Origin of the sequence: Sinobaca qinghaiensis (assembly GCF_003610495.1) — a bacterium.
GTDB classification, from domain to species: domain Bacteria; phylum Bacillota; class Bacilli; order Bacillales; family Marinococcaceae; genus Sinobaca; species Sinobaca qinghaiensis.
Genome location: NZ_RAPK01000013.1, coordinates 33,438 through 57,368, shown reverse-complemented (window position 1 = coordinate 57,368; position 23,931 = coordinate 33,438). Strand labels below are relative to the sequence as shown.

Here is a 23,931-nt window from a genome sequence, read left to right as displayed (position 1 = left end):
AAACGAAAATGGCGGCCCGGCACATCGGGATATTTTTATACATTTATTTATGGTACGGACTGCCCTGATTGATCTGAAAAGCTCGGTAAACCTGCTCCAAAAGCATAACCCGCATCAATTGATGGGGAAATGTTAAGTCAGAAAACGACCATGATAAATCAGCTCTTTTTTTCAAAGCTTCTCCTGTTCCAAGGGAACCGCCGATAACGAACGTTAGATGGCTTTTTCCGTACGTACCAAGATCCTGAATAGTTGAGGCCAGCTTTTCAGAGGAAAGCATGCGTCCTTTTACGTCCAGCAAAATCACATAAGTATCTTTTGTAATTTTATCCATTATTTTACTTTCTTCTTTTCCGATAATTTGCGTTTTTTCTTTTTCACTGGCTGCCTCTGGGGTTTTCTCATCATTCACTTCAATAATCTGCAGTTTTGCAAATGCTTTCATTCGTTTTTCGTATTCTGCAATGGCTTCTTTTAAATATTTCTCTTTTAATTTTCCTACTGCAATAATAGTAATATTCATTATTTTTCCTTCCTAAATACATTATCCACAATCCTATCCACATATACACAGGCTCTGTTTTGCTATTCCTCGATTTTATACACAGCTGTTTCTCCACAATAATTGCATACTGTGGATAACTCTTCTCCAATAACTACACTAAATAAAGGAAAGGTGCCTGTTTCTTCAACGGCATCGTCAAGCGCTCTATCTGTATGGGTTTCGCAGCAGAATATCATTATTTCACCTTCTTTTTTATCGTTATTTTCATAATTTTATTTTTTAATATAATCATTTATCCACACCATTTTATTAAAACAATTATAAAAATAATACCTTATTCATTTAAATTTTGTAGTGAATAAAAAAGTTATCCACATGTGAGTCGTTTTCCAATAAAAAAACTCCCTGACTATTATAACATCAGAGAGTCTATTATTTCTTTTTATCTTAAAAAGGCTGTTCTTCTGCCAGCGTTACTTCTGCCGTTTCCCGTGCCCCATCTCTATAATACGTAAGCGTCACGGTTTCTCCAATGCCCGATTCCGTATACAAGTACCGTCTCAGGTCGTGGGTATTGGTTACAGCTTTTCCATCTACTTCTGTAATTACATCATTTTCTGCAAGCTCTGCTTCCTCTGCCGGGGAACCGCCCGCTATTTGGGTCACTACGATGCCGGCCTCTATGTCTTCAGGAAGATTCAATGTGTCCTGTATTTCGGCTGCAGGATATTCAGCAAGAGAACGAATGCCAATTCCAATCTGCGGTCGAACAACTTCGCCATTCGTTTCTAAATCCTCAATAACCGGAATCGCGATAGCAGTCGGAATGGCAAATCCAATTCCTTCTACAGCCCCTTCTGCTATCTTCATTGAATTAATACCGATGACCTGGCCCCCAATATTAACTAAGGCGCCTCCACTGTTGCCGGGATTGATTGCGGCATCTGTCTGAAGTACTTCCGCTTCCCAGTCCGGCTGGCCATCTCCTGACAGATCCACAGGAATACTGCGCTCTGTTGCGCTGATAATTCCCTGCGTCACGGAGCCGGACAAATCGGCACCAAGCGGATTTCCGATCGCAAGTGCTGGTTCACCTACCTGCAGGTTATCGGAATTACCGAGCTCAGCAGCTGTTTCAACATCCGATGCGTCCATTTCCAGTACGGCCAGGTCAGTTAATACGTCCGATCCCACCACTTCTGCTGATACTCTTGATTCATCGGCCAGGCTGATTTCTACGCTCGATGCCCCGTCTATCACATGGTGATTGGTTACGACGTAAGCCGTGTTTCCTTCTATTTTATAAATCACTCCGGAGCCGACGCCTTGATCCGCGCCCTCTCCTTCCTGAAAAAAGCCGGACGGACCGTCCTGGACGTTAAATACGCCGACCACCGAATCCGATACCCGATTCACCGCTTCCGTTATGTCGGAATTTACGGAAACATTTACATTCTGCTGATCTCCGGAGAACAGCGACTCTGTTTCGGTGCCTTCTTCCCCGTTTCCCGTGCCAAAGTCCGGATAAAAGTCTGATTGATAAATAAATGGACCGGCAAATAACATTACTCCCGCTCCGAAAACCGCTCCAATAAAAGCAGAACTGCCGCCGCCGCGCCGACGGTTTCTACGCCTGCTGTAGCTGTTGTCCTCTTCATTATAATATCCCATCTATATACCCATCCTCCTTCAGCAGGAACCATTTTCACGTTCATTAGACTTACGTCTATTTTATGAAAAAAATACCCCCTGCGTCTATGAAAAAGACCTGGGGATATTTATAAAGTAACGATAGAGGTTGGGTTTACGGGATCTGTATCGAAGAGATGCACACTCTCTCCGACACCGTGTCCCTTTTCTTTTAAAATCTGTTCGGCTGTCATTCTGGCTAATTCTTTCATGTTGTTATCTTTACTCAAATGCGCCAGATAAATGCGTTTCGTACGTTCTCCAATAACATCACATAAGGCGTAGGCTGCGTCTTCGTTGGATACGTGACCGGAATCTCCGAGGATTCTCCGCTTAACGCTCCATGGATAGCGCCCCATACGGAGCATATTCATGTCGTGATTCGACTCGAATACCATCATGTCCGCATTCTGAATAACTCCTTTAACCGTATCACTCACGTAGCCCATATCAGTAGCTAACACCAGCTTTCTGCCCTCATGATGAAAAGCAAAAAACATCGGGTCTGCTGCATCGTGGGACACAGGGAAGGATTGAATATCCAAATCGGAAAACGTTTTGGTCGAGCTCTGGGAGAAATGAAATTTCTGGTCTGCTGCAATCGTCCCTACTAAAGGCTCCATAGCAGCCCAGGTTTTCTCATTAGCGTAAACAGGCAGCTTATAGCGCCTTGCCATCACGCCCAGTCCTTTGATGTGATCACTGTGTTCATGAGTAACAATGATGCCGTCCAGTTCGGACGGATCACATGCCGCTTTCGTCAACAGCTGCTCCAGTTTTTTGCCGCTCAGACCTGCATCAATCAGCAGCTTTACTTTCGGGGTTTCTATATACATCGCATTTCCTGACGATCCGCTCGCTAATACACTAAATGCTAATCCCATCTTACCATTCACTCCGATTGCTGTTCTTCAGCGGTTTCCTGAGGATTTGGCGCCTGCTCTTCTGTTTCTTCCGTCTCTTCTTCCGGGCTGTCCGCTTCCTCTGACTCATTCACTTCTTCGTCGGTGTTGGCACTGTCTACTTCTGTCATTTCCTGTATGGCTCCGTCAATCGCGTTAACCAGATATTCTTCGTCGCCGTTAATCGTAATCTGGTACATAGGGGAGAAAACACGGCTCTCTCCAATCGGTGAAAAGAAATTAAAATAGCCTATTTCTACTTCCGTAACACTGTCATTAAAGGTGATCAAATTTTCATTCAGCAGTCTTTCAATTGCAAGATAGGGAAGAAACATATCTTTTTTATCATCCTGTTCCTGCAGATTCAGAAAAATCTGGGAGTATCCGGTGATTTGTGTATCTTCGTTGAACGTCAGCACCAGCTGATTTTCTTCACTGGTATAAATCGGGTCATCTTCAAACGTCTGGTAAAAATGCATTTCCCGATTTTCGTTGTCCCACTCTCCATAAACGTATTCTTCCCCTTCATAGACATTATTTTCCACGAAATCCGTGACGCTTTCATTAAATGCTTCACGTGCTGCTTCGCTGTCATAAGGACCTTCCGGTGTATCATACGGCTCTTCGAGAGAAACTTCAACTAAGTCGTTTTCTTCGTTTTCGGTTACGTTTTCTTCTCCTACAATGCCGCTGACTTCCTCTTCGATGTCAACGACCTGACCGACAATATGGCTGATTTCCTCCATATCTTCAGGAAGCTCTTCTGTTACTGTTATATTCATTTCACTCATTCGCTCTTCAATAGTGGCTTCTGCCCGTACATTCAGCTGGCTGCCTGCTCTTTTTTCCATCAGCTGGTAAATTAGAAAAGAGTTGAGCAGCAGGAACGTTACAATAAAAATGGTTTTGGTTCGGCTCCAATCCATCTTATTCTTCCTCCTCCTCTACTGCAGCATCAAAAGGATACCAGTCCCCGCCGTACTTGATAAACCAGGAGGGATCAAAGTTAACTACTTCATTATCCTTGTTAACACTATAGCCGATACGGACATTCTCTACCTCTTCCATATCAAACTGTCCCTGCATCTGATCTACAATATCCCGGCCTGATTCGAGCGTAACGTTTTCTTCAATATCAATAGGGTTGGCGTCAAGCTCAAACAGCGGCCTCGAATAATTTGCAATCTGTCCGCCGGTTTTCACGGCTGTAATCGAGGTCTGCGGTTCCCCTGTATCATAAACAGGCACTCCCTGGACGATCATCCGATAGGTGGCTTCTTCCTGATTGGCTGCGCTGTTAATATCATAGAGCCTGTATTGATCAGTCCATCCGCCCTGAGAATTGACGAAATCAAATGAAGAGGTAATTACGTTGCCCTGATTACTCTCTACACTTTCTCCATAAATTGGATTCACATAATTAAATGAATCGCCGTCTGATGCAATATTAACCATTCTGCTTCCATCTGTATAAGAAAGCTGGCCGTTATCTTCCTGATACTGTTCTACGTAATTCGGCTCATTAAACAGCAGGCGCAGAAAGTTATCTGTCGCAATCTCTGATGTCGTGTAGGACACTGTTGAATACGTAGATGTATCTTCCGGCAGATAGATACTTCGTTCAATACCGGACTGCTCAGGCGTCTCCAGCGCGAACACAGAAGGAAAAGCATTCAGGTTGTTTAGATACTGGCTGCGGAAATCAGAAAGACTGAAATTGGTCTGGGCTTCAAACACGCTTCCACCATCCTGATAGGAGACAAGAAGAATTTTCAGGCTGTCGGCATCGGGGCCGTCATCTACCAGATACATTCGATCAAGCGTTTCAATAGAAGAATACGGTGTATCTTCTTCTATTTGAAAGAGCTCCTCAATCAGCTCCCCTGCAATAGGCGTCGGGAAAATAACCTCAGCCATTTCTCCGCCGTTGTTTTCAATAATTTCGTTAACTTCGTTTCCGGCTTCGCCGGAACTGGTCAGATTAACAAGATTTTCAATTCTTGAGTCCTGAAGGGTTTCATAAAACTCTGTGAAGGCCTCATCGTTGCTTTCAATAGCGGCCATATCTTCATCCTGATGCAGCACAATCTGCTCAGGCCAGACTGCCTCCGACAACGATCGGGTCTCTCCTACAGGTTCATTTTCAACATACGTAGTGTCTTCGAATGCTTCGTATTCAGGCTGAAACGTCCATGTCTGATAGGTTAGAATAACGCTTACTACTACCAGCAGGGACAGCGACCATGATTTTATCCGTTCTATCATTCGCCGCCACCTGCTTTTTTGTAGGCAGAATAAGGAAGAGTAACAGCAATGGTGGTGCCTTTCTTCCATACGCTCTGTACGTCGATATAACCGCCGTGGGAATGGACCAGCTCCTTGGCAATAGCCAGGCCGAGGCCGGTTCCGCCTAGATTTCTTGCTCTTGCTTTATCGACCCGGTAAAAACGGTCGAAAATTTTGTTCTGGCTTTCTTTTGGAATGCCTAATCCCTCGTCAATAATTTCAATATCCACATCCCGGGATTTTGGTACCATTTGCAACGTTATCGTACCCCCATCCGGAGAGTATTTCACAGCGTTGGAGATAATATTATCAAACACCTGAATCATTTTGTCACGGTCCATATCCACATATATAGGATATGAAGGAAACTGCCGGTCAAAATGAATATTCTTGTCTTTATTTACCATCTCAAAGCGGTCTGCAATTTGGTGCATAACTTCCCCTAAATCTACGGTTTCTGCATTCAGCCTCAAGTCATCGCTGTCCATTTTGGAAAGCTGAAGCAGGTCGTTTACAAGGCGTATCATCCGCTCTGTTTCGTTCTGCGTCACTTTTAGAAAGCGGGGTCCCAGCTTTTCATCCTGCATCGCGCCGTCTTCGAGCGCCTCCATGTAACTTTTCAAGGTTGTCAGCGGAGTCCGCAGCTCGTGGGATACATTTGCCACAAACTCACGTCGTTCATTCTCAATTTTTTCCTGCTCCGTTACATCATGAAGTACCGTAATTAAACCATTTACCGGACCGTCTTCATTTCGAATAACAGAAAAGTTGGCTTCCAGTAGAAAGTCGGTTTCATCATCGCTGAAATCGAGCAGAATCGAATCAGAGTAGTCATACAAGTCGCTTGGCGTAATCGTTTCTGATAAATGAAGGATCTCCGGCAGGGAAGTACCGATAATATCTTTTTGATCGAGATTCAGCAGCTGCTCTGCGCGGTTGTTCATCAGAATAATACGCCCAAGTTCGTCGGTGGCAATAACACCATCGGTCATGTGGGCGAGCACCGAGCTCAATTTCTTCCGCTCGCCTTCCGTTGTGGACTGTGACTCCTTTAAACGAAGGGTCAAATTGTTGAATGAATGGGCAAGCTGTCCGATCTCATCGTTGCCGTATACTTTAACCTGCCGGGAAAAATCGCCTTCTCCCATCACTCTGGCCTGTTTTTTCATGTCTACAATAGGTCTTGTAATTGTCTGGGAAAGCAGGATTCCCAGAACAGCGGTAATAATAAGCGCAATAACCGTTCCTGTAAAAAGAATCTGGTTAATTTCATCTATTTCGTCATAAATTTCATTCATATTTGCTTCAATGTATATGGCTCCTTGAACGACTCCTTCAGCTTCAACAGGTATAGCCATAACGCGCAGCCGGTCTCCCTCTGGATTTCTTACTTCTGTAGAGTCAGGCGTGCCGAGCAGAGCACGCTTCACACGTACTTCTGTGCTCTGCTGGCCTACAATATAGTCATTGTTCCAGTTGGACGTACCCAGCACTACCTGATTGGGGCCGATGACCTGTACCTGCGAGCCTTCAATGGAGAAAAATTCCTGGAGCAGGCTTTCTATGTCTTCTTGCAGAGGCTCTTCTTCTTCATCCCGGTCCCGGGTCATTTCCTGACGAACATTGTATTCAAGCAGATCAGCCCGTTCTTCCAGCATATCGTAATGATTGCTCTCCAGCTGAGCTTCAAGCTCCCGGGTGAAATACACCCCGATCACCTGCATCGCAATAAAAATGAGCAGCATAAAAATAGCAATCAGCTTCAAATGAATGGATTTAAAAAGGTTGAAAAACTTCATCGCTACTTCTCCTGGTCCGGATATTTAAGGTAATAGCCGACTCCTCTTCTGGTTACGATCCACAATGGATAACTCGGATTGTCCTCCACTTTTTCGCGAAGACGCCTTACCGTTACGTCAACAGTTCTGACGTCACCAAAGTAATCATAACCCCACACTGCTTGCAGCAGATGCTCTCTTGTCATCACCTGGCCGATATGACGAGCCAGATAATGCACCAGTTCAAACTCCCGGTGCGTAAGATCTACAGGATCTCCGCGCTTTAACACTTGATACGCATCCGGATCTACCGTCAGATCTCCAATAATAATTTCTTTCTGCTTCGTTGAGCCTTCTTCCGGAGCGACCTGCTGGCGCCGGAGATTTGCTTTCACGCGCGCAATAACTTCCCGGTTACTGAAAGGCTTTGTTACGTAATCATCCGCTCCAAGCTCCAGACCAAGCACTTTGTCGATTTCCGAATCTTTTGCCGTCAGCATAATAATCGGCATATCGTAGGTTTTGCGGATTTCCCGGCACACTTCCATACCATCCTTAAAAGGAAGCATAATATCAAGAAGCACAATATCCGGATTAAATGCATGTACTTTTTCAAGAGCTTCATTCCCATCATAAGCACACTCTACCTGGAACCCTTCTTTTTTCAGGTTAAATTCCAGTATATCTGCAATGGGCTGTTCATCATCTACGACAAGAACCTTTTCATCCATATATTTGCTCACTTCCGTTTCTTATTTTCTTCATCTGTCATTTTTCAAACCCATATCTTTAGAGCATTTTCTGTAAAAAAGCACAGTCGGGTTACTCCTATTGTAACACAGGTGCAAAGTCACTACGCCTGCCCGCTTTCGTCCTAAAAGAGGAGCGGCAGCGGGTACATACGTCTGCAGGCCCTATCCTGATTCAGCTCCTGTAGTGGAAGGGAAAGATGTTTTTAATATACAAAAAAAGCCTGGATAACCTATCCATGGCTTTGGGCTTTTACTAAATGGTGGCTCGAGACGGAATCGAACCGCCGACACGTGGATTTTCAGTCCACTGCTCTACCGACTGAGCTATCGAGCCGTAATCATTTTTGATTTGTAAGTACTGTGCTTCTATTTATATAAATGGTGACCCGTACGGGATTCGAACCCGTGATACCGCCGTGAAAGGGCGGTGTCTTAACCACTTGACCAACGGGCCGCTGCAGTTCATATACAGAAGAAATGGTGAGCCATGGAGGATTCGAACCTCCGACCCTCTGATTAAAAGTCAGATGCTCTACCAACTGAGCTAATGGCTCTTATATGTTTATTGCTTTTCTCAGCAACATCATTAATAGTACCACGCCGTAAATTGATTTTCAAGCTATTTCTTCAAGAAAATATTTAAGCCGGGAGACGCCTGGTTTTCGGGCCTTTTTGAGCATTAAAAAGCTGCACACCTCAAAAGGGAATGTGCAGCTGCTATTAATATTATACGCCCCATACACCGCGGATCATGTTTGTTTGATCACGGTCCGGACCTACAGAAAAAATGCTTAATGGAATATTAGTAAGCTGGGAAATTCTTTCTAAATAATGGCGGGCATTGGCAGGAAGATCATCTAATGACTTTACTCCTGTTATATCCTCTGTCCAGCCCGGCAGCTCTTCAAATACAGGCTCGCATTCTGCAAGTACTTTTAGACTGGCTGGGAAATGTTCCATTACTTCACCACGGTACCTGTAAGCAGTACAGATGCGCAGCGTTTCGATACCGGTTAATACATCGATGGAGTTAATGGAAAGATCGGTAATTCCGCTCACACGGCGGGCATGCCTGACTACAACGCTGTCAAACCAGCCGACACGACGCGGACGTCCTGTTGTTGTACCATATTCATTACCTACCTGCCTGATCTTATCACCGGTTTCATCCAGCAGTTCGGTTGGAAAAGGACCATCGCCGACTCTTGTTGTATATGCCTTCGACACACCTACTACGTGGTGAATTTTTGAAGGGCCTACACCGGAGCCGATCGTAACGCCTCCTGCAATAGGATTGGAAGAGGTAACAAACGGATACGTACCCTGATCGATATCAAGCATAACGCCCTGCGCGCCTTCAAACAGAACACGCCGTCCCTGATCGATAGCGTCATTTAAAACAACGGACGTATCATCTACGTATTTTGATACAAGCTGACCGTACTCATAATACTCTTCAAGTACATCTTCAAGTTCAAATCCTTCTGTTTCATAAATTTTTTCCAGCAGACGGTTTTTTTCCTTTAAATTACGGTCCAGCTTTTCGCGGAATTCTTCTTTATCAAGTAGATCAGCAATTCGGATACCCGTACGCGCTGCTTTATCCATATAAGCCGGGCCGATACCTTTTCTTGTTGTACCAATCTGGTTGCTGCCTTTGCTTTCTTCTTCTACAATATCAAGTTTGATATGGTAAGGAAGAATAACGTGGGCACGGTTGCTGATGCGAAGATTGCTTGTATCTACATTGCGGTCATGCAGATATTTCAGTTCCTCCACCAAAGCTTTTGGATCAATAACCATTCCGTTTCCAATTACACAGATTTTATCGCTGTAGAAAATACCGGACGGGATCAAATGAAGCTTATACGTATCTCCCCCGAACACAATTGTGTGCCCGGCATTGTTTCCCCCTTGATAACGGGCTACTACTTCGGCGTTTTCTGATAAATAATCGGTAATCTTACCCTTACCTTCATCTCCCCATTGTGTACCTACGATAACGATGGATGACATGACTCCCACCTCCAGAATATTTAAACGATCTATTTATAATTTGGTATGTAAAACGTGTTCAAAAAACCCTTACATAGTGTATCAACTAGCCGGTTGAAAGTCAATAAACACGAACATTCTAAATATAGGTTGTTATTTTTGTTCGTAATAATGTCACAAAAAAACGCTCCTACATAGGCGGAGCGCTTCCTTCGTCGTGACGGCGGTCTAAATTAACGAATTTATTATATTCTTTAATAAAAGCCAGCTCTACTGTGCCGACCGGGCCATTTCTCTGTTTCGCTATAATAATTTCAATAATGTTCTGGTTTTCGCCTTCCTGATCATAGTAGTCCTCTCTATAAAGAAAAGATACAATGTCAGCATCCTGCTCGATACTTCCTGATTCTCTTAAGTCGGACATCATTGGACGCTTGTCCTGACGGGATTCCACACCCCGGGACAGCTGGGACAATGCAATTACCGGCACATTCAGCTCCCGGGCCAGGCTTTTCAGGCTTCGGGAAATTTCAGATACTTCCTGCTGGCGGCTTTCGCCTCCGCGGGCAGAGGAGCCCTGAATAAGCTGCATATAGTCAATCAGAATCATCCCCAGACCTCTTTCCTGCTGGAGTCTCCGGCATTTAGCACGAATATCGCTTACCCGGATACCGGGTGAATCATCAATGTAAATACCCGCATTGGAAAGGCTTCCCATTGCCATCGTCAGCTTTTCCCAGTCTTCCTCCTGGAGGGCACCTGTCCGCATGCGCGACGCATCGATATTGCCTTCCGCACAAAGCATCCGCTGTACAAGCTGGCTCGCGCCCATCTCCAGGCTGAAAATCGCGACATTTTCTTCTGTCTTTGTGGCAACGTTCTGGGCAATGTTCAGCGCAAAAGCGGTTTTACCCATAGAAGGACGCGCTGCTACAATAATAAGGTCATTTCTCTGGAAACCAGCCGTCATCCGGTCGAGCTCCATAAAACCGCTCGAAATTCCCGTTACATCGCTTTCCCTGTTCTGCAGCGTTTCAATATTGTCATACGTCTCAATCAATACGTCTTTTATAGAAACAAACGCCTTGGAACTCCGTTGGTTCGCAACTTCAAGAATGCTGCGCTCCGCTTCATTTAAAATATCTTCTACTTCAGATTCACTGCTGTAGCCATCCGTCGCGATATCGGTCGCCGTACGGATCAGCCTCCTCATCAGAGATTTCTCCTGAACGCTTTTGCTGTAGAAGTCCACATTTGCAGCCGTAGGTACGGAATTGGCCAGATCGGTTAAATACGAGATCCCGCCTACTTCCTCCAGCCACTGGTAATTCTGCAGAGAGGAGGTGACGGTAACGAGATCGACCGGGCTTCCTTTTTCCCCGAGTTCCAGCATCACCTGATAAATCCGCTGGTGGGAGGCTCTGTAAAAATCTTCGGGAGCCAATCGTTCGGAAGACGTAATCAATGCTTCGCTTTCTAAAAAGACAGCTCCAAGGACGGCCTGTTCGGCCTCAATGTTCTGGGGAGGCATTCGATCTGTATACATATCACTCATCCTGTTTGTCCTGCCTTTCTTTCTATGATGCGGTTATGTAAGCCTAATAAAGAGCCCCCTCTGTAAGAGAGAGGGCCGGCTTTTATTCTTCCACTACGTGAACATTCATTGTTGCAGTTACTTTTGGATGAACCTTGACAGGAACTTTAGTCACGCCAAGCGTCCGGATTGGCTCATCAAGCTCGATTTTTTTCTTGTCGACCTTTAAGTCCATTTCTTTCAGGCGCTGCACAATCTGTTTAGAGGAAACGGCGCCGAACAGCTTGCCGCCTTCTCCCGATTTTGCTTTAATATCAATTTTTTTGCTTTCGATCTTTTCTTTAAATGCTTTTGCTTCTTCAAGCTCCTGTTCGGATTTCTTGTCATCGCTCTGCTGTTTTGCCTGCAGATTTTTCATGTTTCCTGTATTTGCTTCTACCGCAAGCTTATTTGGAAAAAGATAGTTGCGCGCATAGCCTTCTGATACATTGGCTACTTCACCTTTTTTGCCTTTTCCCTTAACGTCTTCATTTAATATTACTTTCATTCAGAAGAACCTCCCTGCAAATATTCATCAATAGCTGACTTCAGTTGTTTTTCCGCTTCTTCAAGCGTTGTTTCTTTTAACTGGGCTGCCGCATTCGTTAAGTGGCCGCCTCCGTTCAGCGTTTCCATAATAAGCTGGACATTAACTTCACCCAGCGAACGGGCGCTGATGCTGATTTTATCATCTGCCCGCTTGGAAATAACAAACGAGGCTTTCACATCGTTCATTGTCAGCAGCGTGTCTGCGGCCTGTGCGATAAGAATCTGATCATACGTTTCTCCTTCAGATGCTCTTGCAATTGCCAGGCCTTTCTTATAAATAGTCGCTTTTTCAATTAAATGCGAGCGTTTAACATACTGTTCGATATCTTCTTTTAACAGCTTTTGAACAAGCGTGGTATCTGCTCCGTGCGACTTTAAAAAGGAAGCTGCATCAAACGTCCGGGAACCGGTACGGATAGCAAAGCTTTTCGTGTCCACAATCATTCCCGCTAAAAGCGCGGTCGTTTCCAGAACATCCATTTTCAGCTTCTGCGGCTGATACTCCAGAAGCTCTGTTACCAGCTCCGCGGTGGAAGAAGCATATGGTTCCATATACACAAGCACAGGATCTTTTATAATTTCCTCCCCGCGGCGGTGGTGGTCGAGTATAACAATTCGGTCTACCGCATCCACAAGCTTCGGTTCAATAACCAGGGAAGGCTTGTGCGTGTCCACTACTACCAGCAGCGTATGGCGGGTCAATTCGTCCATCGCTTCTTCCGGAGTAATAAAGTGGGACCATAGATATTCGTGAGCTTCTATTTCTTCCATCAGCTTCTGCACATCCGGATTGATTTCGTTTGGATCCACAACAACATAGGCGTCGGTATTGTTTACTTCTGCAATTTTCAAAACACCTATCGCTGCTCCAATTGCATCCATATCAGGGTTCTTATGCCCCATTACAACGACCTGGTCACTTTCCAGCACGAAATCACGCAGCGCATGGGAAATCACGCGCGCACGGACACGGGTCCGCTTTTCCATCGCATTGGATTTGCCCCCGTAAAAGCGGACTTTTCCGTTCTTTTCTTTAATCGTCACCTGGTCACCGCCACGTCCTAATGCCAGATCCAGACTGGACTGGGCGAGCGTGCCGAGTTCTCTTAAAGAAGATTCCTTCGTACCGATGCCGATGCTTAGCGTAATCGGCACTTTTTCTTTTCCCGTTACTTCCCGCACTTCATCAAGAAGCACGAATTTCGTCTTTTCTACTTCTTTTAGTGCCTTTTGGTCCATAAATGCTATAAAGCGGTCCGAAGCAATACTCCGCAGCAGAATATCGTACTCCGTAGCCCAGCGATTAAGCGCTGAGGTAACATGGCTTTTCAATCTGCTCCGCAGCTGGTCATCCATACCCTGGGTCACTTCATCATAGTTATCGAGGTATATCAAACCTACTACTGATTGTTCTTCTTCATATAATCTGTTGGTTTCTACTGTTTCCGTCATATCAAAAAAGTACAAAAGTTTGTCTTCATGACGGATATACACGGTATAGTAATTGTCGTTTAAGCTGATCTTTACTGATTCTTCCCCTTTTTTAATAGCCGGGATAAGATCTGAAGAAATTTCGTCCAGTCCTTTTCCTAAAAAATGACCGGGAAGAAGCTGCAGAACAAAAGGATTCACCCAGGCAATTTCATATTCTTTTCCATATAACAAAATACCAACCGGAAGCTCTGTTACAGCCTCTTCACCGGCTTTGTCCACACGGTGGGAAAGAGTGGCGATATAGCGTTCAAGATCGCGTTCAAAGGACGCTCTAGCCTGAACGACATAAAAAACCATTACCCCTAAAAGAATAAATCCGGCCAGACCTAATTCCCAGCGGTAAATCATCAGTGCTCCAATAAAGAAAGAGGCAAGGATAAATAGAGCAACAACGTGTAAACCGTGCCAGCGTCTTAATAAGAACTTAGGCATAATGTCAACCCCTACTTCTTGTCAGTTTCCAGTCGTTCTTTCAAACGAAAGCCTAAATCAATTATACCCAAGATTCGCGCGAAGAGTGGAATAATTGGTAAAATTACTAAGGAAATAACGAATATAATGGGAAGTGCTTTTGGCAGAGATTTCTTGTAACAGTAGTAAAAGACTACTGTACACCCTTGAATAATCATAATGCTTCCAAGGAACCAGTAAACATTCCATATAAGCAGATAAAGCGTTGTTCCTTCCTCCGCTCCAATCAGTGTGAGTACAATCGCTGCCAGATAGTACCAAAGCAGCGACTTTGGAAAATTCCATTCCCGAAAAGGCGGAAAGGGCTGATACGGGATCGACAGCCGCTTTAAAAAATAGTGGGCGACCGCCTGGGTAATAACAGCGAATCCGGCACCAGATCCTACCATAATGACTGGAATCATATAGCCAATCTGTACAATGGCGTCATTCATTGTCTCTATGCTCTCCGTACCGTCCTGGCCGATGGAATTGAGCATGGACTCCGCCTGGTTAAAGGAATCCCTCATTGCATTTTGGAGCGTTTCCACCGGGTTAATGTTAAAGACAAGAATCGTTACCGCATAGATTACCATAAGGCTTGTTATGTATGCGAGCGATCCCCCCGTTAAAACAAACAAAGGTTCATTTTTTCTGCGTATCATTTCACCGACTGTAATACCGCCCAGTCCAAACATAAAGACGAAAGGAACTCCGGCCAGACCGCCGATGAATAAAGAAAGCAGAAATAAAACCACAAACATAACCAGCGCGCTTCGAAGACCATAGCGTGCAGTGTAAATCAGAAAAGGCAGTGGCATAAACCATAATAAAATATAAACAAGAGGAGGGACAAATATGGTAAGCAGCATTAGTATAATAAATAATCCGCTCAGTATCGCGCCCTCCGTCAAACTTCTCGTCCGCTGCAATACGTTCACCCCATCTGTTGGTATAAAAACTGGTCACACGCTCCCAAAAAGCTGCCGGTAAGAATGGCATTGCTTCATTGTAGCTTATGTAATATTAAATGCGCAAGCCGGCCGGAATAAGCTGAAAATATCAGCCGGTGTCTCCTCTTTTCTCTGCGGCAGTTCAGGCATAAAGAAAGTCTTCAAAAAGTATAAAAGAGCTTTTCCCCAGCTGAAAGTTCCCCGGAGAAAAGCTCTTATTATTCTGGTACTTTATTGTTCTCTTACATACGGAATCAATGCTACGTGACGGGAGCGTTTGATCGCTCTAGTCAGCATACGCTGATATCTTGCGGAAGTTCCTGTTACACGACGTGGAAGAATCTTTCCACGCTCACTGATGAACTTATTAAGAAGATTTACATCCTTATAATCGATCTTTTCGATCTTGTTCACCGTGAAGTAACACACTTTCCGGCGCTTACCTCTACGTTTACCCATGTTTTTCATCCTCCTTTGTTTTTTTACGTGTGTCGCATTATTATTTCAGGAGAAGGGGATTAAAATGGTAAATCATCATCTGAAATATCGATAGGCTGGCCATCATTTGAAAATGGATCATCATTTAAATTAGATGAGCCTTTATTTTGATTCTGCTGCCCGTAGCCCTGCTGGCCGCCGCTGCTGCCTCCGCCATAGTTTCCCTGGCTTTGAGAACCGCCGCCTGCATTTTTAGGTTCAAGAAATTGAACGCTTTCGGCCTGTACTTCCACAACATAGACGCGTTTGCCGTCCTGGTTGTCATAGCTTCGGCTCTGCAGACGTCCGTCAACACCGGCAAGACTTCCTTTTTTCAGGAAGTTTGCTACATTTTCGGCCTGCTTTCTCCACGTTACGCAATTAAGAAAGTCCGCTTCGCGTTCTCCCTGCTGATTCGTAAACGGGCGGTTTACTGCAATGCCGAAATTTGCTACGGCTACACCATTAGGGGTGTATCGCAATTCAGGATCACGAGTTAATCGTCCAACTAGAACTACACGATTTATCATAAGTGCCCCTCCCCATTTTAGATCTTAGCCTTCATTTCTAACGATAAGATGGCGGATCACGTTATCATCTATTTTAACAAGACGATCGAATTCACTAGTAGCTTCGGAATTAGCCTTCGTGTAAATCACGACATAATGTCCATCAGTGAAATCATTGATTTCATAAGCTAGACGGCGTTTTCCCATTTGATCTACTTTTTCGATCTCTGCTCCGTTTTTCGTCAGAATTTCGTTATAGCGTTCAACTGTCTGCTTCACGCCATCCTCATCTACGTTTGGAGCAATAATGTAAAGTACTTCGTACCTACGCATATTGCGTCACCTCCTTTTGGTCTAAGGCTCTTTTACTTTGAAAAGAGCAAGGAGCAAAATTTAATAAAACGATTTTACTCACAATGTATAATTTTAGCATAGAAACTACTCTATAGCAATACGTGAAGGTGATTTTCTAAACATTGAAACGGAAATGGATAACATCGCCGTCTTTTACAATATACTCTTTGCCTTCCAAACGAACCTTGCCCGCTTCTTTGGCAGCATTCATGGAACCTGTAGTCGTCAGATCTTCATAGCTGACGGTTTCGGCACGGATAAAGCCCCGTTCAAAGTCGGTATGAATCACGCCGGCCGCCTGCGGTGCTTTTGTTCCTCCGGTAATCGTCCAGGCGCGTACTTCCTGCTCGCCGGCTGTAAAGTATGTCTGCAGGCCGAGAAGCACATAGGCTGCGCGGATCAGCTGATCCAGACCGGACTCCTCAATACCCAGATCCTGCAGAAATTCCTGCTTTTCCTCCGGATCCAATTCGGCAATCTCTGCTTCGATTTTGGCACAGACCGTAATTACTTCTGAATTCTCTCCAGCAGCAAATTCCTTTACTTTCTTTACCATCTCGTTATCTTCGCCGCTGACCAGATCTTCTTCACTCACGTTGGCCACATATAAAATAGGCTTCATGGTAAGCAGCTGAAATCCATTTACCATTTTCCGTTCTTCGTCTGTTAAATCAAGAGCACGTGCCGGCTTTTCTTCTTCAAAAATGGCAAGCAGCTTTTTAAGCACCGCATGCTCAGCGACCGCATCTTTATCTCTTGACTTAGCCAGCTTTGCGACTTTGGCTTCCCGCTTTTCGATCGATTCCATATCAGCTAAAATCAGCTCAAGGTTAATAACCTCAATATCACGAATTGGATCGACGCTTCCGGAAACATGTGTCACATCACCATCATCAAAACAACGCACTACATGAGAAATAGCATCCACCTGGCGGATGTGTGTCAAAAATTTATTACCAAGCCCTTCGCCTTTACTTGCACCTTCTACAATACCTGCAATATCTGTAAACTCGAACGCAGTCGGAATGGTTTTTTTCGGTTTTACGAGCGCTGTTAATTTCTGCAGCCGCTCATCCGGAACCTCTACAATGCCGACATTCGGGTCAATCGTGCAGAATGGATAGTTGGCTGCTTCTGCTCCAGCCTGGGTGATTGCATTAAAAAGAGTAGACTTTCCTACGTTAGGAAGACCTACAATACCAGTTGTTAAAGCCATCTTTTCACGTCCTTCATTATAATCATTAAGCTGCTTACAGCCATTTTCTTTCTATAGTATAGAAAGGCGTTTCGGGAAATACAAGGAAGAACCGTTATTTCGATTCTTCTTTTGTATTTCCGGTTACTTTTTTCAATTTTTTCTGGAACTCTCTTCTTGGAAGCATAACACTATGCCCGCACCCCTGACATTTAATTCGGATGTCTGCTCCAAGCCTGATAATTTCCCAGCTGTTTTCTCCGCAGGGATGAGCTTTTTTCATTTGAACAACGTCATGCAGATGGTACGACTCATGTGTCATGTTCTGCCCCCATTCTAAATTTCCTTCATTTACCATTTAAAAGGGTATAAAGGTTTATTTTTTCATCCGCTCTGCTTTTTTAAATTAAAGCATAAAAAAGCGGGTATATAGAGATATATATGTCATTTATGACCAAATGCTTCATCAAGGAGGTAGAGCAGCATGTTTAGGAAACAAAGCCGCCCGGGCCACCCCCCTGCTTCTTTATATTTGGACACCGCGTCCGAGCAGACACCAGCAATTCTTTCTAATACTTTAACAGATGTATTATCAACTGTCCCTGAAACTTCAGAAATTGTTATTGTATGCATTGGTACCGACCGCTCCACGGGTGATTCGTTAGGACCGCTTACCGGCACCCTGCTTACAAAACACAAGCTTGATAATTTTCAGGTATACGGTACACTTGCTTCTCCTGTGCATGCTGTTAATTTAGAAGATGTATTAGCTGATATTCAGATTCGTCATACCGCTCCGTATATTATCGCCGTAGACGCGTGTCTTGGCCGGGTAAAAAACGTAGGATCCCTTCATTTTGAAGATGGACCGGTTTATCCTGGAGCTGCGATGAAAAAGAATCTGCCACCCGTCGGCAGTGTTCATATTACAGGAATCGTAAATGTTGGAGGCATGATGGAATTTTTCGTTCTTCAGAACACCCGTCTTCATGTCGTCATGCAGATGGCGGAAAGCCTTTCTGAGAGCTTTGTATTGGCGGACAGACGTCTTCAGGGGAAAAAATTAATTGAAAAAGCCTATCAGGACCGTTCTTTTTCAATTACAGAAAAAACCGTTAAACACGAAGCATAATATTCGAAGCCGATAAGTTCGGCTTACATAAGCTATAACAGGTACATCCCCGTTACAATAACCGCAACTACCGGTATAGCCGGCAGCAGATTAGCCACCCGAATATCGAGAATGCCCGCCAGCTTCAGGCCAATCCCCATAATCATGATTCCCCCCGTTCCCGTCATTTCTGTAATAAACATCTCCCTTAGTTCCACCGGCACAAACTGATCAATCTGACCCGCCAGAAGCGCGATACTGCCTTGATACAATACCACCGGGATAAAGGAAAACGCAACTCCAAAACCAAGCGTCGCCGTGAACAAAACAGCGGTAAAACCATCAAGCATCGACTTCGTATAAAGAACGTTATGGTCAAGTCTTAAACCGCTGTCAAGCGCTCCAAGAACAGCCATTGCTCCTACCACGTATACTAGAGTGGCTGTAACAAACGCTTTGGCCACTGCCCCTTCGTTTCCTCTTGCACCGCTGCGCTTTTCAATCCACTTTCCTACTCTGTTTAATACGTCTTCCAGCTGAATGCGCTCTCCAATCCAACCGCCGATCACAAGGCTTCCTATTACAATTAAAAACTGTTCACTTTGCAGCCCCATTTGTATGCCTAAAAGCATAACTGCCAAAGCCAGCGCCTGCATAATAGTGGTTTTGTATCTTTCCGGAATGTTATGAAACACAAGACCCAGCAAAGATCCAATAATAATCGCGGCCCCGTTTACCAGTGTACCTAATAACACCATACTCTCACCTTCTAATTCTTCTTTATCTTAACAAAATAAAACCCCCGGATCGGGGGTTATTCATTTTTATCCAAAAGCTCGATAATTCGTTTTAAATCTTCCTCCGAGAAAAAATCAATTTCAATTTTTCCTTTTTTCTTCCCCTGCTTGATTGCCACTTTTGTACCAAAGTAAGATTTAAGGCTGTTTTCCGTTGAACGGATAAAAATAGAAGGTGAAGGCTTTGATGTTTCACGTGAAACATCCTCCTTTTTTTCATGCATAGCCTTTATTATTTCTTCCGTTTTCCGTACGTTCCACTGATTTTTCACTATATCTCCAGCCAGCTGATCAATGGTTTTATTATCTTTTATACTGAGAAGAGCTCTGGCATGGCCCATCGTTAATTCTTTTTTCTCTACCATCTGCTGAACGTTTTTAGGAAGCTGCAGCAGCCTTAAGTAATTAGTAATATGCGGACGGCTTTTACCAACCCGCTTCGCCAGTTCATCCTGTGTAAAGGAAAGATGATCCATCAGTTTTTCATACGCTTTTGCTTCTTCCAGCGCATTTAGATTTTCCCGCTGCAGATTTTCAATCAGGGCAATTTCCATCATTTGTTCATCTGTCAGCTGTTTCACGATGGCCGGCACAGTCTGCAGCCCTGCTATTTTAGAAGCTCTAAGACGCCTCTCTCCCGCAACAATATCGTAGCCTTTAATACTTTTTCTAACAATAAGAGGCTGAACGATCCCCTGTTCTGAAATCGACTGGCTCAGCTCCTGAAGAGCTTCTTTGTCGAAAACCTGCCGGGGCTGATACGGGTTCGGACGGAGCTGATTTACTTCGATATCCTGTACTGATTCTGTTTTAGCCGTTTTCTCTTCAGGAAAAAAAGCATTTAGTCCTCTACCTAGTCCTTTAGCCACTCGCCACCACTTCCTTTGCTAAATCTAAGTAAACTTCGGCCCCTTTTGACCTGGCGTCATAACTGATAATAGGAAGGCCATGGCTTGGCGCCTCGCTCAGCCGGACGTTTCTTGGAATAATTGTTTTATACACTTTTTCCCGGAAGTATTTTTTAACTTCCTCAATTACCTGAAGTCCAAGATTTGTACGCGCATCAAGCATCGTTAAAAGAACACCTTCAATCGCGAGTTCATGATTTAAATGCTTCTGTACCAGCCTGACGGTATTAAGCAGCTGGCTCAGGCCTTCCAACGCATAATACTCGCACTGAACGGGAATGAGAACGGAATCAGAGGCGGTAAGTGCATTTATTGTTAGCAGCCCGAGGGAAGGCGGACAGTCGATAATAATATAGTCATAGTCTTTAATAACATCCCGAAGTGCGTTCTTTAAACGAACTTCCCTGGAAATAGTAGATACAAGTTCGATCTCGGCGCCGGAAAGCTGGATAGTGGCAGGCACCACGCTCAGGTTATCAACGCTGCCGGGACGGATAATGTCTTTAATTTCTACATCATCTACAAGAAGGTTGTAAATGCATTTATCCACTTCTCCCTTTTCGATGCCTGCACCGCTTGTAGCGTTACCCTGCGGATCCATATCAACAAGAAGAACTTTTTTTCCGAGATACGCGATACACGCGCTGATATTTACTGCTGTTGTCGTTTTGCCAACGCCGCCTTTTTGATTGGCAATGGCTACTACTTTGGCCATCGTTACACCTACTTTCTCTCCTGCTGCTTCGTTTATTATATGTAAAGCTGGATGAATTATCCGAGTAGTATTAATTAAAACCGTATTTAAGCGGATTTTCTTTCTTTTTTTATTCTATCATGTTTTTAAAAAAAATTCGCAACAGTTCTCTTTTTGTTCGTCTTTTTCAGAAAAAACGTAAAAAAGCAGCCTGATAAATGTTTCAGGCTGCCGGCTCTTCTTTACATAATCGGTTCTTTAGATGGCGTTCCGGCCTTACGGGGATAGGTCTTTGGCGTTTTTTTCTCTTTTATTACCTGAAGAATGCAGCGCTGGCTTTTTTCTACCGGCAGCGTAAATGAATATTCCTCTTTCCACACCCCTCCGAGCAGACTGCAGGCCTTTTCGGCTTCTTCTTTTTCTTCTAAACCGGTAGACCCTTTCATAGCAATAAAGGTACCGCCGATCTTAGCAAAAGGCAGACACAGTTCGGATAAAACCGGCATCCGCGCAACGGCTCTTGCCACTACAATGTCATAGCTTTCCCGGTGTTCCGGTTTCCGGGCAAGCTGTTCCGCCCGCTCATGTACAAAGCTTATATCGTTTAAGCCGAGCACTCCTGCTACCTCCTGCAGAAACGTTATCCGCTTTTTCAGCGAGTCTGCAATTGTCATTTCAATATGAGGAAAACATATTTTAAGCGGGATACTCGGAAAGCCAGCCCCCGCTCCAATATCAATTATCTTCAGCGGACGGTCTGTGGTGGGAAATGCTTTCACCGCAGAAATGGAGTCAAAAAAGTGCTTTTCGTAAACTTCATCTTCATCTGTAATACCGGTTAAATTCATTTTTTTATTCCATTCAATAAGCAGTGTGTAATAGCTTTCAAACTGCTTGAGCTGATGTGCGGACAGAACAATACCTTCTGCCGCCGCCCACTCGGGAAATTTCTCTTTGCTCATCGTTCTCCTCCTCTGCTGGTTCTTCATCCTGTTATCCATAGGAAAGGCGCCCGTAAGGAACGGACGCCCAGCTTCCTTTTAAGCTTCCCCTACTCTGGCAAGCTTTCCCTGCTCCAGATAAACGAGAAGGATGGAAATATCTGCGGGATTGACCCCTGATACCCGTGAAGCCTGGCCGACAGACAATGGTTTTACCTCTGTCAGCTTTTGGCGGGCTTCTGTAGCAATACCGCTGATTACGCTGTAATCAAGATTTTCCGGTATTTTCTTCATTTCCATCTTTTTCATTTTATTTACCTGATCCAGCTGTTTGGAAATGTAGCCTTCATATTTCGTCTGAATTTCAACTTGTTCTGCTATATCCGGTGTTACACGGCTTGTAAAGCCAGTAAGCGGAAAAATATCGTCATATCCAAGCTCCGGGCGCTTCAATAAATGCATAGCCGTTACTGCCTCTGTAATAAGAGAAGAGTTTTTTGATGTAAGCATCTTTTCAAGCTCCGGTCCCGGCTGAATAGTTGCTTTTCTCATTCGTTGTTTTTCCTGTTCAATTGCTTCTTTTTTCGATAGGAAACGATCATACCGTTCCTGTTCGATCATACCTGCCTGATAGCCGATCTCTGTCAGCCGAAGATCGGCATTATCGTGGCGGAGAAGCAGGCGGTATTCTGCTCTCGAAGTTAACAAACGATACGGTTCATTGGTTCCTTTTGTAACCAGATCGTCAATCATTACGCCAATATAGGCGTCTGAACGATCCAGAATAACAGGTTCTTTCCCCTGTGCTTTAAGCGAAGCGTTCATACCAGCCATCAGCCCCTGGCCTGCGGCTTCTTCATAACCGGATGTTCCGTTTATTTGTCCGGCAGTAAACAAGTTTTCCACCTTTTTTGTTTCCAGTGTAGGCCACAGTTGTGTAGGCACCATTGCATCGTATTCAATAGCGTAGCCCGGACGCATCATCTTAACATTTTCAAGGCCTGGAATAGATTGTAGTATTTTAAACTGCACATCTTCCGGCAAGCTGGTCGACAGTCCCTGGACATATACTTCTGTCGTATTTCTGCCTTCCGGCTCCAGGAAAATCTGATGTTTCGGTTTATCATTAAAACGGACAATTTTGTCTTCAATAGATGGACAGTATCTTGGGCCGGTACCTTCGATCATACCGGAATACATAGGAGAGCGGGATAGATTATCGTTTATAATCTGGTGGGTCGCTTCTCCCGTGTAGGTCAGCCAGCAGGGAAGCTGATCTGTAATAAATTTAGTCGTTTCATAGGAGAAAGCCCGGGGCTGATCGTCTCCTGGTTGAATTTCTGTCTTACTGTAGTCGATACTGTTGCCGTTCACGCGTGGAGGCGTGCCTGTCTTAAAACGGACCAGATCAAACCCAAGAGCCTTTAATTCATGAGAAAGCTGAACAGAAGGCTGCATGTTGTTCGGCCCGCTTTCATAAGCGAGTTCTCCCAAAATAATTTTCCCGCGCAGGTACGTGCCGGTTGTAATAACGACTGTGCTGCTCGTATATTCCGCTCCGGTATTCGTTACTACCCCTTTGCATACATCGTCTTCAACGATTAATTTTTCTACCAGTCCCTGGCGCAGGGTAAGGTTTTCCTGCTCTTCAATCGTATTTTTCATTTCATGCTGGTACATGAATTTATCCGCCTGTGCCCTTAAAGCACGAACGGCAGGGCCTTTACCAGTGTTCAGCATCTTCATTTGGATATGGGTTTTATCAATATTTTTTGCCATCTCCCCGCCGAGAGCATCTAATTCACGTACGACAATTCCTTTTGCGGGGCCCCCTACTGATGGATTGCATGGCATAAACGCCACAGCGTCAAGGTTTAATGTGAGCATTAGTGTTTTTGAGCCTGAACGAGCTGCTGCAAGACCGGCTTCAACTCCTGCATGCCCGGCTCCAATGACTATAACGTCATACGTACCGCCTTCGTAATTCATTCATGTGCCTCCTTATAATGGTTAAATATG

General features: G+C 44.5%; 24 protein-coding genes and 3 tRNA genes. 1 reads left to right on the top strand and 26 read right to left on the bottom strand.

Features of this window, described 5'->3' with window-relative positions; all coding sequences use genetic code 11:
- Positions 1–43: 43 nt before the first annotated feature.
- The 21 genes from rlmH to ATL39_RS16575 all read right to left on the bottom strand — a co-directional run bounded on the left by rlmH (position 44) and on the right by ATL39_RS16575 (position 17,783).
- A complete protein-coding gene (gene rlmH / locus ATL39_RS16675) occupies positions 44–523 on the bottom strand; it encodes a 23S rRNA (pseudouridine(1915)-N(3))-methyltransferase RlmH (protein WP_120194512.1) in 480 nt (159 codons plus the stop codon).
- A gap of 62 nt (positions 524–585) precedes the next feature.
- Entirely contained in the window at positions 586–741 is a 156-nt protein-coding gene (locus ATL39_RS16670) for a CxxH/CxxC protein (RefSeq protein ID WP_245961019.1), read from the bottom strand.
- A 211-nt stretch (positions 742–952) separates the two neighbouring features.
- Positions 953–2,176: a S1C family serine protease gene (locus tag ATL39_RS16665; RefSeq protein WP_120194510.1), complete on the bottom strand. Its 1,224-nt coding sequence runs from the start codon at positions 2,174–2,176 to the stop codon at positions 953–955.
- 107 nt (positions 2,177–2,283) lie between these two features.
- Positions 2,284–3,078: an MBL fold metallo-hydrolase gene (locus ATL39_RS16660; protein WP_120194509.1), complete on the bottom strand. Its 795-nt coding sequence runs from the start codon at positions 3,076–3,078 to the stop codon at positions 2,284–2,286.
- Positions 3,079–3,086: 8 nt separating this feature from the next.
- Positions 3,087–4,022 carry a two-component system regulatory protein YycI gene (locus ATL39_RS16655; protein ID WP_120194508.1) on the bottom strand — a complete coding sequence of 312 codons (936 nt, stop codon included), beginning with the start codon at positions 4,020–4,022 and terminating at the stop codon, positions 3,087–3,089.
- Between the two features lies 1 nt (position 4,023).
- Positions 4,024–5,361: a YycH family regulatory protein gene (locus tag ATL39_RS16650; RefSeq protein WP_170146973.1), complete on the bottom strand. Its 1,338-nt coding sequence runs from the start codon at positions 5,359–5,361 to the stop codon at positions 4,024–4,026.
- Positions 5,358–7,181 carry a cell wall metabolism sensor histidine kinase WalK gene (gene walK / locus ATL39_RS16645; protein ID WP_120194506.1) on the bottom strand — a complete coding sequence of 608 codons (1,824 nt, stop codon included), beginning with the start codon at positions 7,179–7,181 and terminating at the stop codon, positions 5,358–5,360. The genes ATL39_RS16650 and walK overlap by 4 nt, the downstream gene beginning before the upstream one ends.
- Positions 7,182–7,183: 2 nt before the next feature.
- Positions 7,184–7,891, bottom strand: coding sequence for a response regulator YycF (gene yycF / locus ATL39_RS16640; protein WP_120194505.1), 708 nt, complete (start codon positions 7,889–7,891; stop codon positions 7,184–7,186).
- A 279-nt stretch (positions 7,892–8,170) separates the two neighbouring features.
- A tRNA-Phe gene (locus tag ATL39_RS16635) sits at positions 8,171–8,246 on the bottom strand.
- A 45-nt stretch (positions 8,247–8,291) separates the two neighbouring features.
- A tRNA-Glu gene (locus ATL39_RS16630) sits at positions 8,292–8,366 on the bottom strand.
- A gap of 24 nt (positions 8,367–8,390) precedes the next feature.
- Positions 8,391–8,466 (bottom strand) — tRNA-Lys (locus tag ATL39_RS16625).
- Positions 8,467–8,638: 172 nt separating this feature from the next.
- Entirely contained in the window at positions 8,639–9,928 is a 1,290-nt protein-coding gene (locus ATL39_RS16620; RefSeq protein WP_120194504.1) for an adenylosuccinate synthase, read from the bottom strand.
- A 169-nt stretch (positions 9,929–10,097) separates the two neighbouring features.
- A complete protein-coding gene (dnaB, locus tag ATL39_RS16615) occupies positions 10,098–11,462 on the bottom strand; it encodes a replicative DNA helicase (protein ID WP_120194503.1) in 1,365 nt (454 codons plus the stop codon).
- Between the two features lie 82 nt (positions 11,463–11,544).
- Complete coding sequence (rplI, locus tag ATL39_RS16610) at positions 11,545–11,988, bottom strand: 50S ribosomal protein L9 (protein WP_120194502.1); 444 nt, start codon at positions 11,986–11,988, stop codon at positions 11,545–11,547.
- The gene (locus ATL39_RS16605) at positions 11,985–13,955 is read right to left on the bottom strand and encodes a DHH family phosphoesterase (RefSeq protein ID WP_120194501.1); all 1,971 of its coding nucleotides are present in this window, start codon (positions 13,953–13,955) and stop codon (positions 11,985–11,987) included. Before ATL39_RS16605 ends, rplI begins: the two co-directional genes overlap by 4 nt.
- A gap of 11 nt (positions 13,956–13,966) precedes the next feature.
- The gene (locus ATL39_RS16600) at positions 13,967–14,905 is read right to left on the bottom strand and encodes a YybS family protein (protein ID WP_147419366.1); all 939 of its coding nucleotides are present in this window, start codon (positions 14,903–14,905) and stop codon (positions 13,967–13,969) included.
- Positions 14,906–15,157: 252 nt separating this feature from the next.
- Complete coding sequence (rpsR, locus tag ATL39_RS16595; RefSeq protein WP_211327008.1) at positions 15,158–15,385, bottom strand: 30S ribosomal protein S18; 228 nt, start codon at positions 15,383–15,385, stop codon at positions 15,158–15,160.
- Between the two features lie 59 nt (positions 15,386–15,444).
- Positions 15,445–15,933, bottom strand: coding sequence for a single-stranded DNA-binding protein (gene ssb, locus ATL39_RS16590; protein WP_120194498.1), 489 nt, complete (start codon positions 15,931–15,933; stop codon positions 15,445–15,447).
- A gap of 24 nt (positions 15,934–15,957) precedes the next feature.
- Positions 15,958–16,245, bottom strand: coding sequence for a 30S ribosomal protein S6 (gene rpsF / locus ATL39_RS16585; protein WP_120194497.1), 288 nt, complete (start codon positions 16,243–16,245; stop codon positions 15,958–15,960).
- A gap of 136 nt (positions 16,246–16,381) precedes the next feature.
- Complete coding sequence (ychF, locus tag ATL39_RS16580) at positions 16,382–17,482, bottom strand: redox-regulated ATPase YchF (protein WP_120194496.1); 1,101 nt, start codon at positions 17,480–17,482, stop codon at positions 16,382–16,384.
- Between the two features lie 94 nt (positions 17,483–17,576).
- Positions 17,577–17,783, bottom strand: coding sequence for a DUF951 domain-containing protein (locus tag ATL39_RS16575; RefSeq protein ID WP_120194550.1), 207 nt, complete (start codon positions 17,781–17,783; stop codon positions 17,577–17,579).
- A gap of 162 nt (positions 17,784–17,945) precedes the next feature.
- On the opposite strand from ATL39_RS16575, the gene yyaC reads away from it, so the two are divergent.
- On the top strand, positions 17,946–18,593 hold the full coding sequence (gene yyaC / locus ATL39_RS16570; protein ID WP_120194495.1) for a spore protease YyaC: 648 nt from the start codon (positions 17,946–17,948) through the stop codon (positions 18,591–18,593).
- A gap of 32 nt (positions 18,594–18,625) precedes the next feature.
- Here yyaC and ATL39_RS16565 read toward each other — a convergent pair whose 3' ends face one another.
- From ATL39_RS16565 to mnmG, 5 genes are all read right to left on the bottom strand, one after another.
- Positions 18,626–19,330: a DUF554 domain-containing protein gene (locus tag ATL39_RS16565; protein WP_120194494.1), complete on the bottom strand. Its 705-nt coding sequence runs from the start codon at positions 19,328–19,330 to the stop codon at positions 18,626–18,628.
- A gap of 56 nt (positions 19,331–19,386) precedes the next feature.
- Positions 19,387–20,238: a ParB/RepB/Spo0J family partition protein gene (locus tag ATL39_RS16560; RefSeq protein WP_120194493.1), complete on the bottom strand. Its 852-nt coding sequence runs from the start codon at positions 20,236–20,238 to the stop codon at positions 19,387–19,389.
- Entirely contained in the window at positions 20,231–20,992 is a 762-nt protein-coding gene (locus ATL39_RS16555) for a ParA family protein (protein WP_120194492.1), read from the bottom strand. Before ATL39_RS16555 ends, ATL39_RS16560 begins: the two co-directional genes overlap by 8 nt.
- Before the next feature lie 221 nt (positions 20,993–21,213).
- Positions 21,214–21,933 carry a 16S rRNA (guanine(527)-N(7))-methyltransferase RsmG gene (rsmG, locus tag ATL39_RS16550; protein ID WP_120194491.1) on the bottom strand — a complete coding sequence of 240 codons (720 nt, stop codon included), beginning with the start codon at positions 21,931–21,933 and terminating at the stop codon, positions 21,214–21,216.
- A 78-nt stretch (positions 21,934–22,011) separates the two neighbouring features.
- Entirely contained in the window at positions 22,012–23,901 is a 1,890-nt protein-coding gene (mnmG, locus tag ATL39_RS16545) for a tRNA uridine-5-carboxymethylaminomethyl(34) synthesis enzyme MnmG (RefSeq protein WP_120194490.1), read from the bottom strand.
- Positions 23,902–23,931 lie beyond the last annotated feature (30 nt).

Excerpts from the sequence above, each read along its gene's own strand:
- rlmH (WP_120194512.1), bottom strand. The coding sequence starts at position 523 with ATGAATATTACTATTATTGCAGTAGGAAAATTAAAAGAGAAATATTTA.
- ATL39_RS16670 (WP_245961019.1), bottom strand. The coding sequence starts at position 741 with ATGATATTCTGCTGCGAAACCCATACAGATAGAGCGCTTGACGATGCC.
- ATL39_RS16665 (WP_120194510.1), bottom strand. The coding sequence starts at position 2,176 with ATGGGATATTATAATGAAGAGGACAACAGCTACAGCAGGCGTAGAAAC.
- ATL39_RS16660 (WP_120194509.1), bottom strand. The coding sequence starts at position 3,078 with ATGGGATTAGCATTTAGTGTATTAGCGAGCGGATCGTCAGGAAATGCG.
- ATL39_RS16655 (WP_120194508.1), bottom strand. The coding sequence starts at position 4,022 with ATGGATTGGAGCCGAACCAAAACCATTTTTATTGTAACGTTCCTGCTG.
- ATL39_RS16650 (WP_170146973.1), bottom strand. The coding sequence starts at position 5,361 with ATGATAGAACGGATAAAATCATGGTCGCTGTCCCTGCTGGTAGTAGTA.
- walK (WP_120194506.1), bottom strand. The coding sequence starts at position 7,181 with ATGAAGTTTTTCAACCTTTTTAAATCCATTCATTTGAAGCTGATTGCT.
- yycF (WP_120194505.1), bottom strand. The coding sequence starts at position 7,891 with ATGGATGAAAAGGTTCTTGTCGTAGATGATGAACAGCCCATTGCAGAT.
- ATL39_RS16620 (WP_120194504.1), bottom strand. The coding sequence starts at position 9,928 with ATGTCATCCATCGTTATCGTAGGTACACAATGGGGAGATGAAGGTAAG.
- dnaB (WP_120194503.1), bottom strand. The coding sequence starts at position 11,462 with ATGAGTGATATGTATACAGATCGAATGCCTCCCCAGAACATTGAGGCC.
- rplI (WP_120194502.1), bottom strand. The coding sequence starts at position 11,988 with ATGAAAGTAATATTAAATGAAGACGTTAAGGGAAAAGGCAAAAAAGGT.
- ATL39_RS16605 (WP_120194501.1), bottom strand. The coding sequence starts at position 13,955 with ATGCCTAAGTTCTTATTAAGACGCTGGCACGGTTTACACGTTGTTGCT.
- rpsR (WP_211327008.1), bottom strand. The coding sequence starts at position 15,385 with ATGGGTAAACGTAGAGGTAAGCGCCGGAAAGTGTGTTACTTCACGGTG.
- ssb (WP_120194498.1), bottom strand. The coding sequence starts at position 15,933 with ATGATAAATCGTGTAGTTCTAGTTGGACGATTAACTCGTGATCCTGAA.
- rpsF (WP_120194497.1), bottom strand. The coding sequence starts at position 16,245 with ATGCGTAGGTACGAAGTACTTTACATTATTGCTCCAAACGTAGATGAG.
- ychF (WP_120194496.1), bottom strand. The coding sequence starts at position 17,482 with ATGGCTTTAACAACTGGTATTGTAGGTCTTCCTAACGTAGGAAAGTCT.
- ATL39_RS16575 (WP_120194550.1), bottom strand. The coding sequence starts at position 17,783 with ATGACACATGAGTCGTACCATCTGCATGACGTTGTTCAAATGAAAAAA.
- yyaC (WP_120194495.1), top strand. The coding sequence starts at position 17,946 with ATGTTTAGGAAACAAAGCCGCCCGGGCCACCCCCCTGCTTCTTTATAT.
- ATL39_RS16565 (WP_120194494.1), bottom strand. The coding sequence starts at position 19,330 with ATGGTGTTATTAGGTACACTGGTAAACGGGGCCGCGATTATTATTGGA.
- ATL39_RS16555 (WP_120194492.1), bottom strand. The coding sequence starts at position 20,992 with ATGGCCAAAGTAGTAGCCATTGCCAATCAAAAAGGCGGCGTTGGCAAA.
- rsmG (WP_120194491.1), bottom strand. The coding sequence starts at position 21,933 with ATGAGCAAAGAGAAATTTCCCGAGTGGGCGGCGGCAGAAGGTATTGTT.
- mnmG (WP_120194490.1), bottom strand. The coding sequence starts at position 23,901 with ATGAATTACGAAGGCGGTACGTATGACGTTATAGTCATTGGAGCCGGG.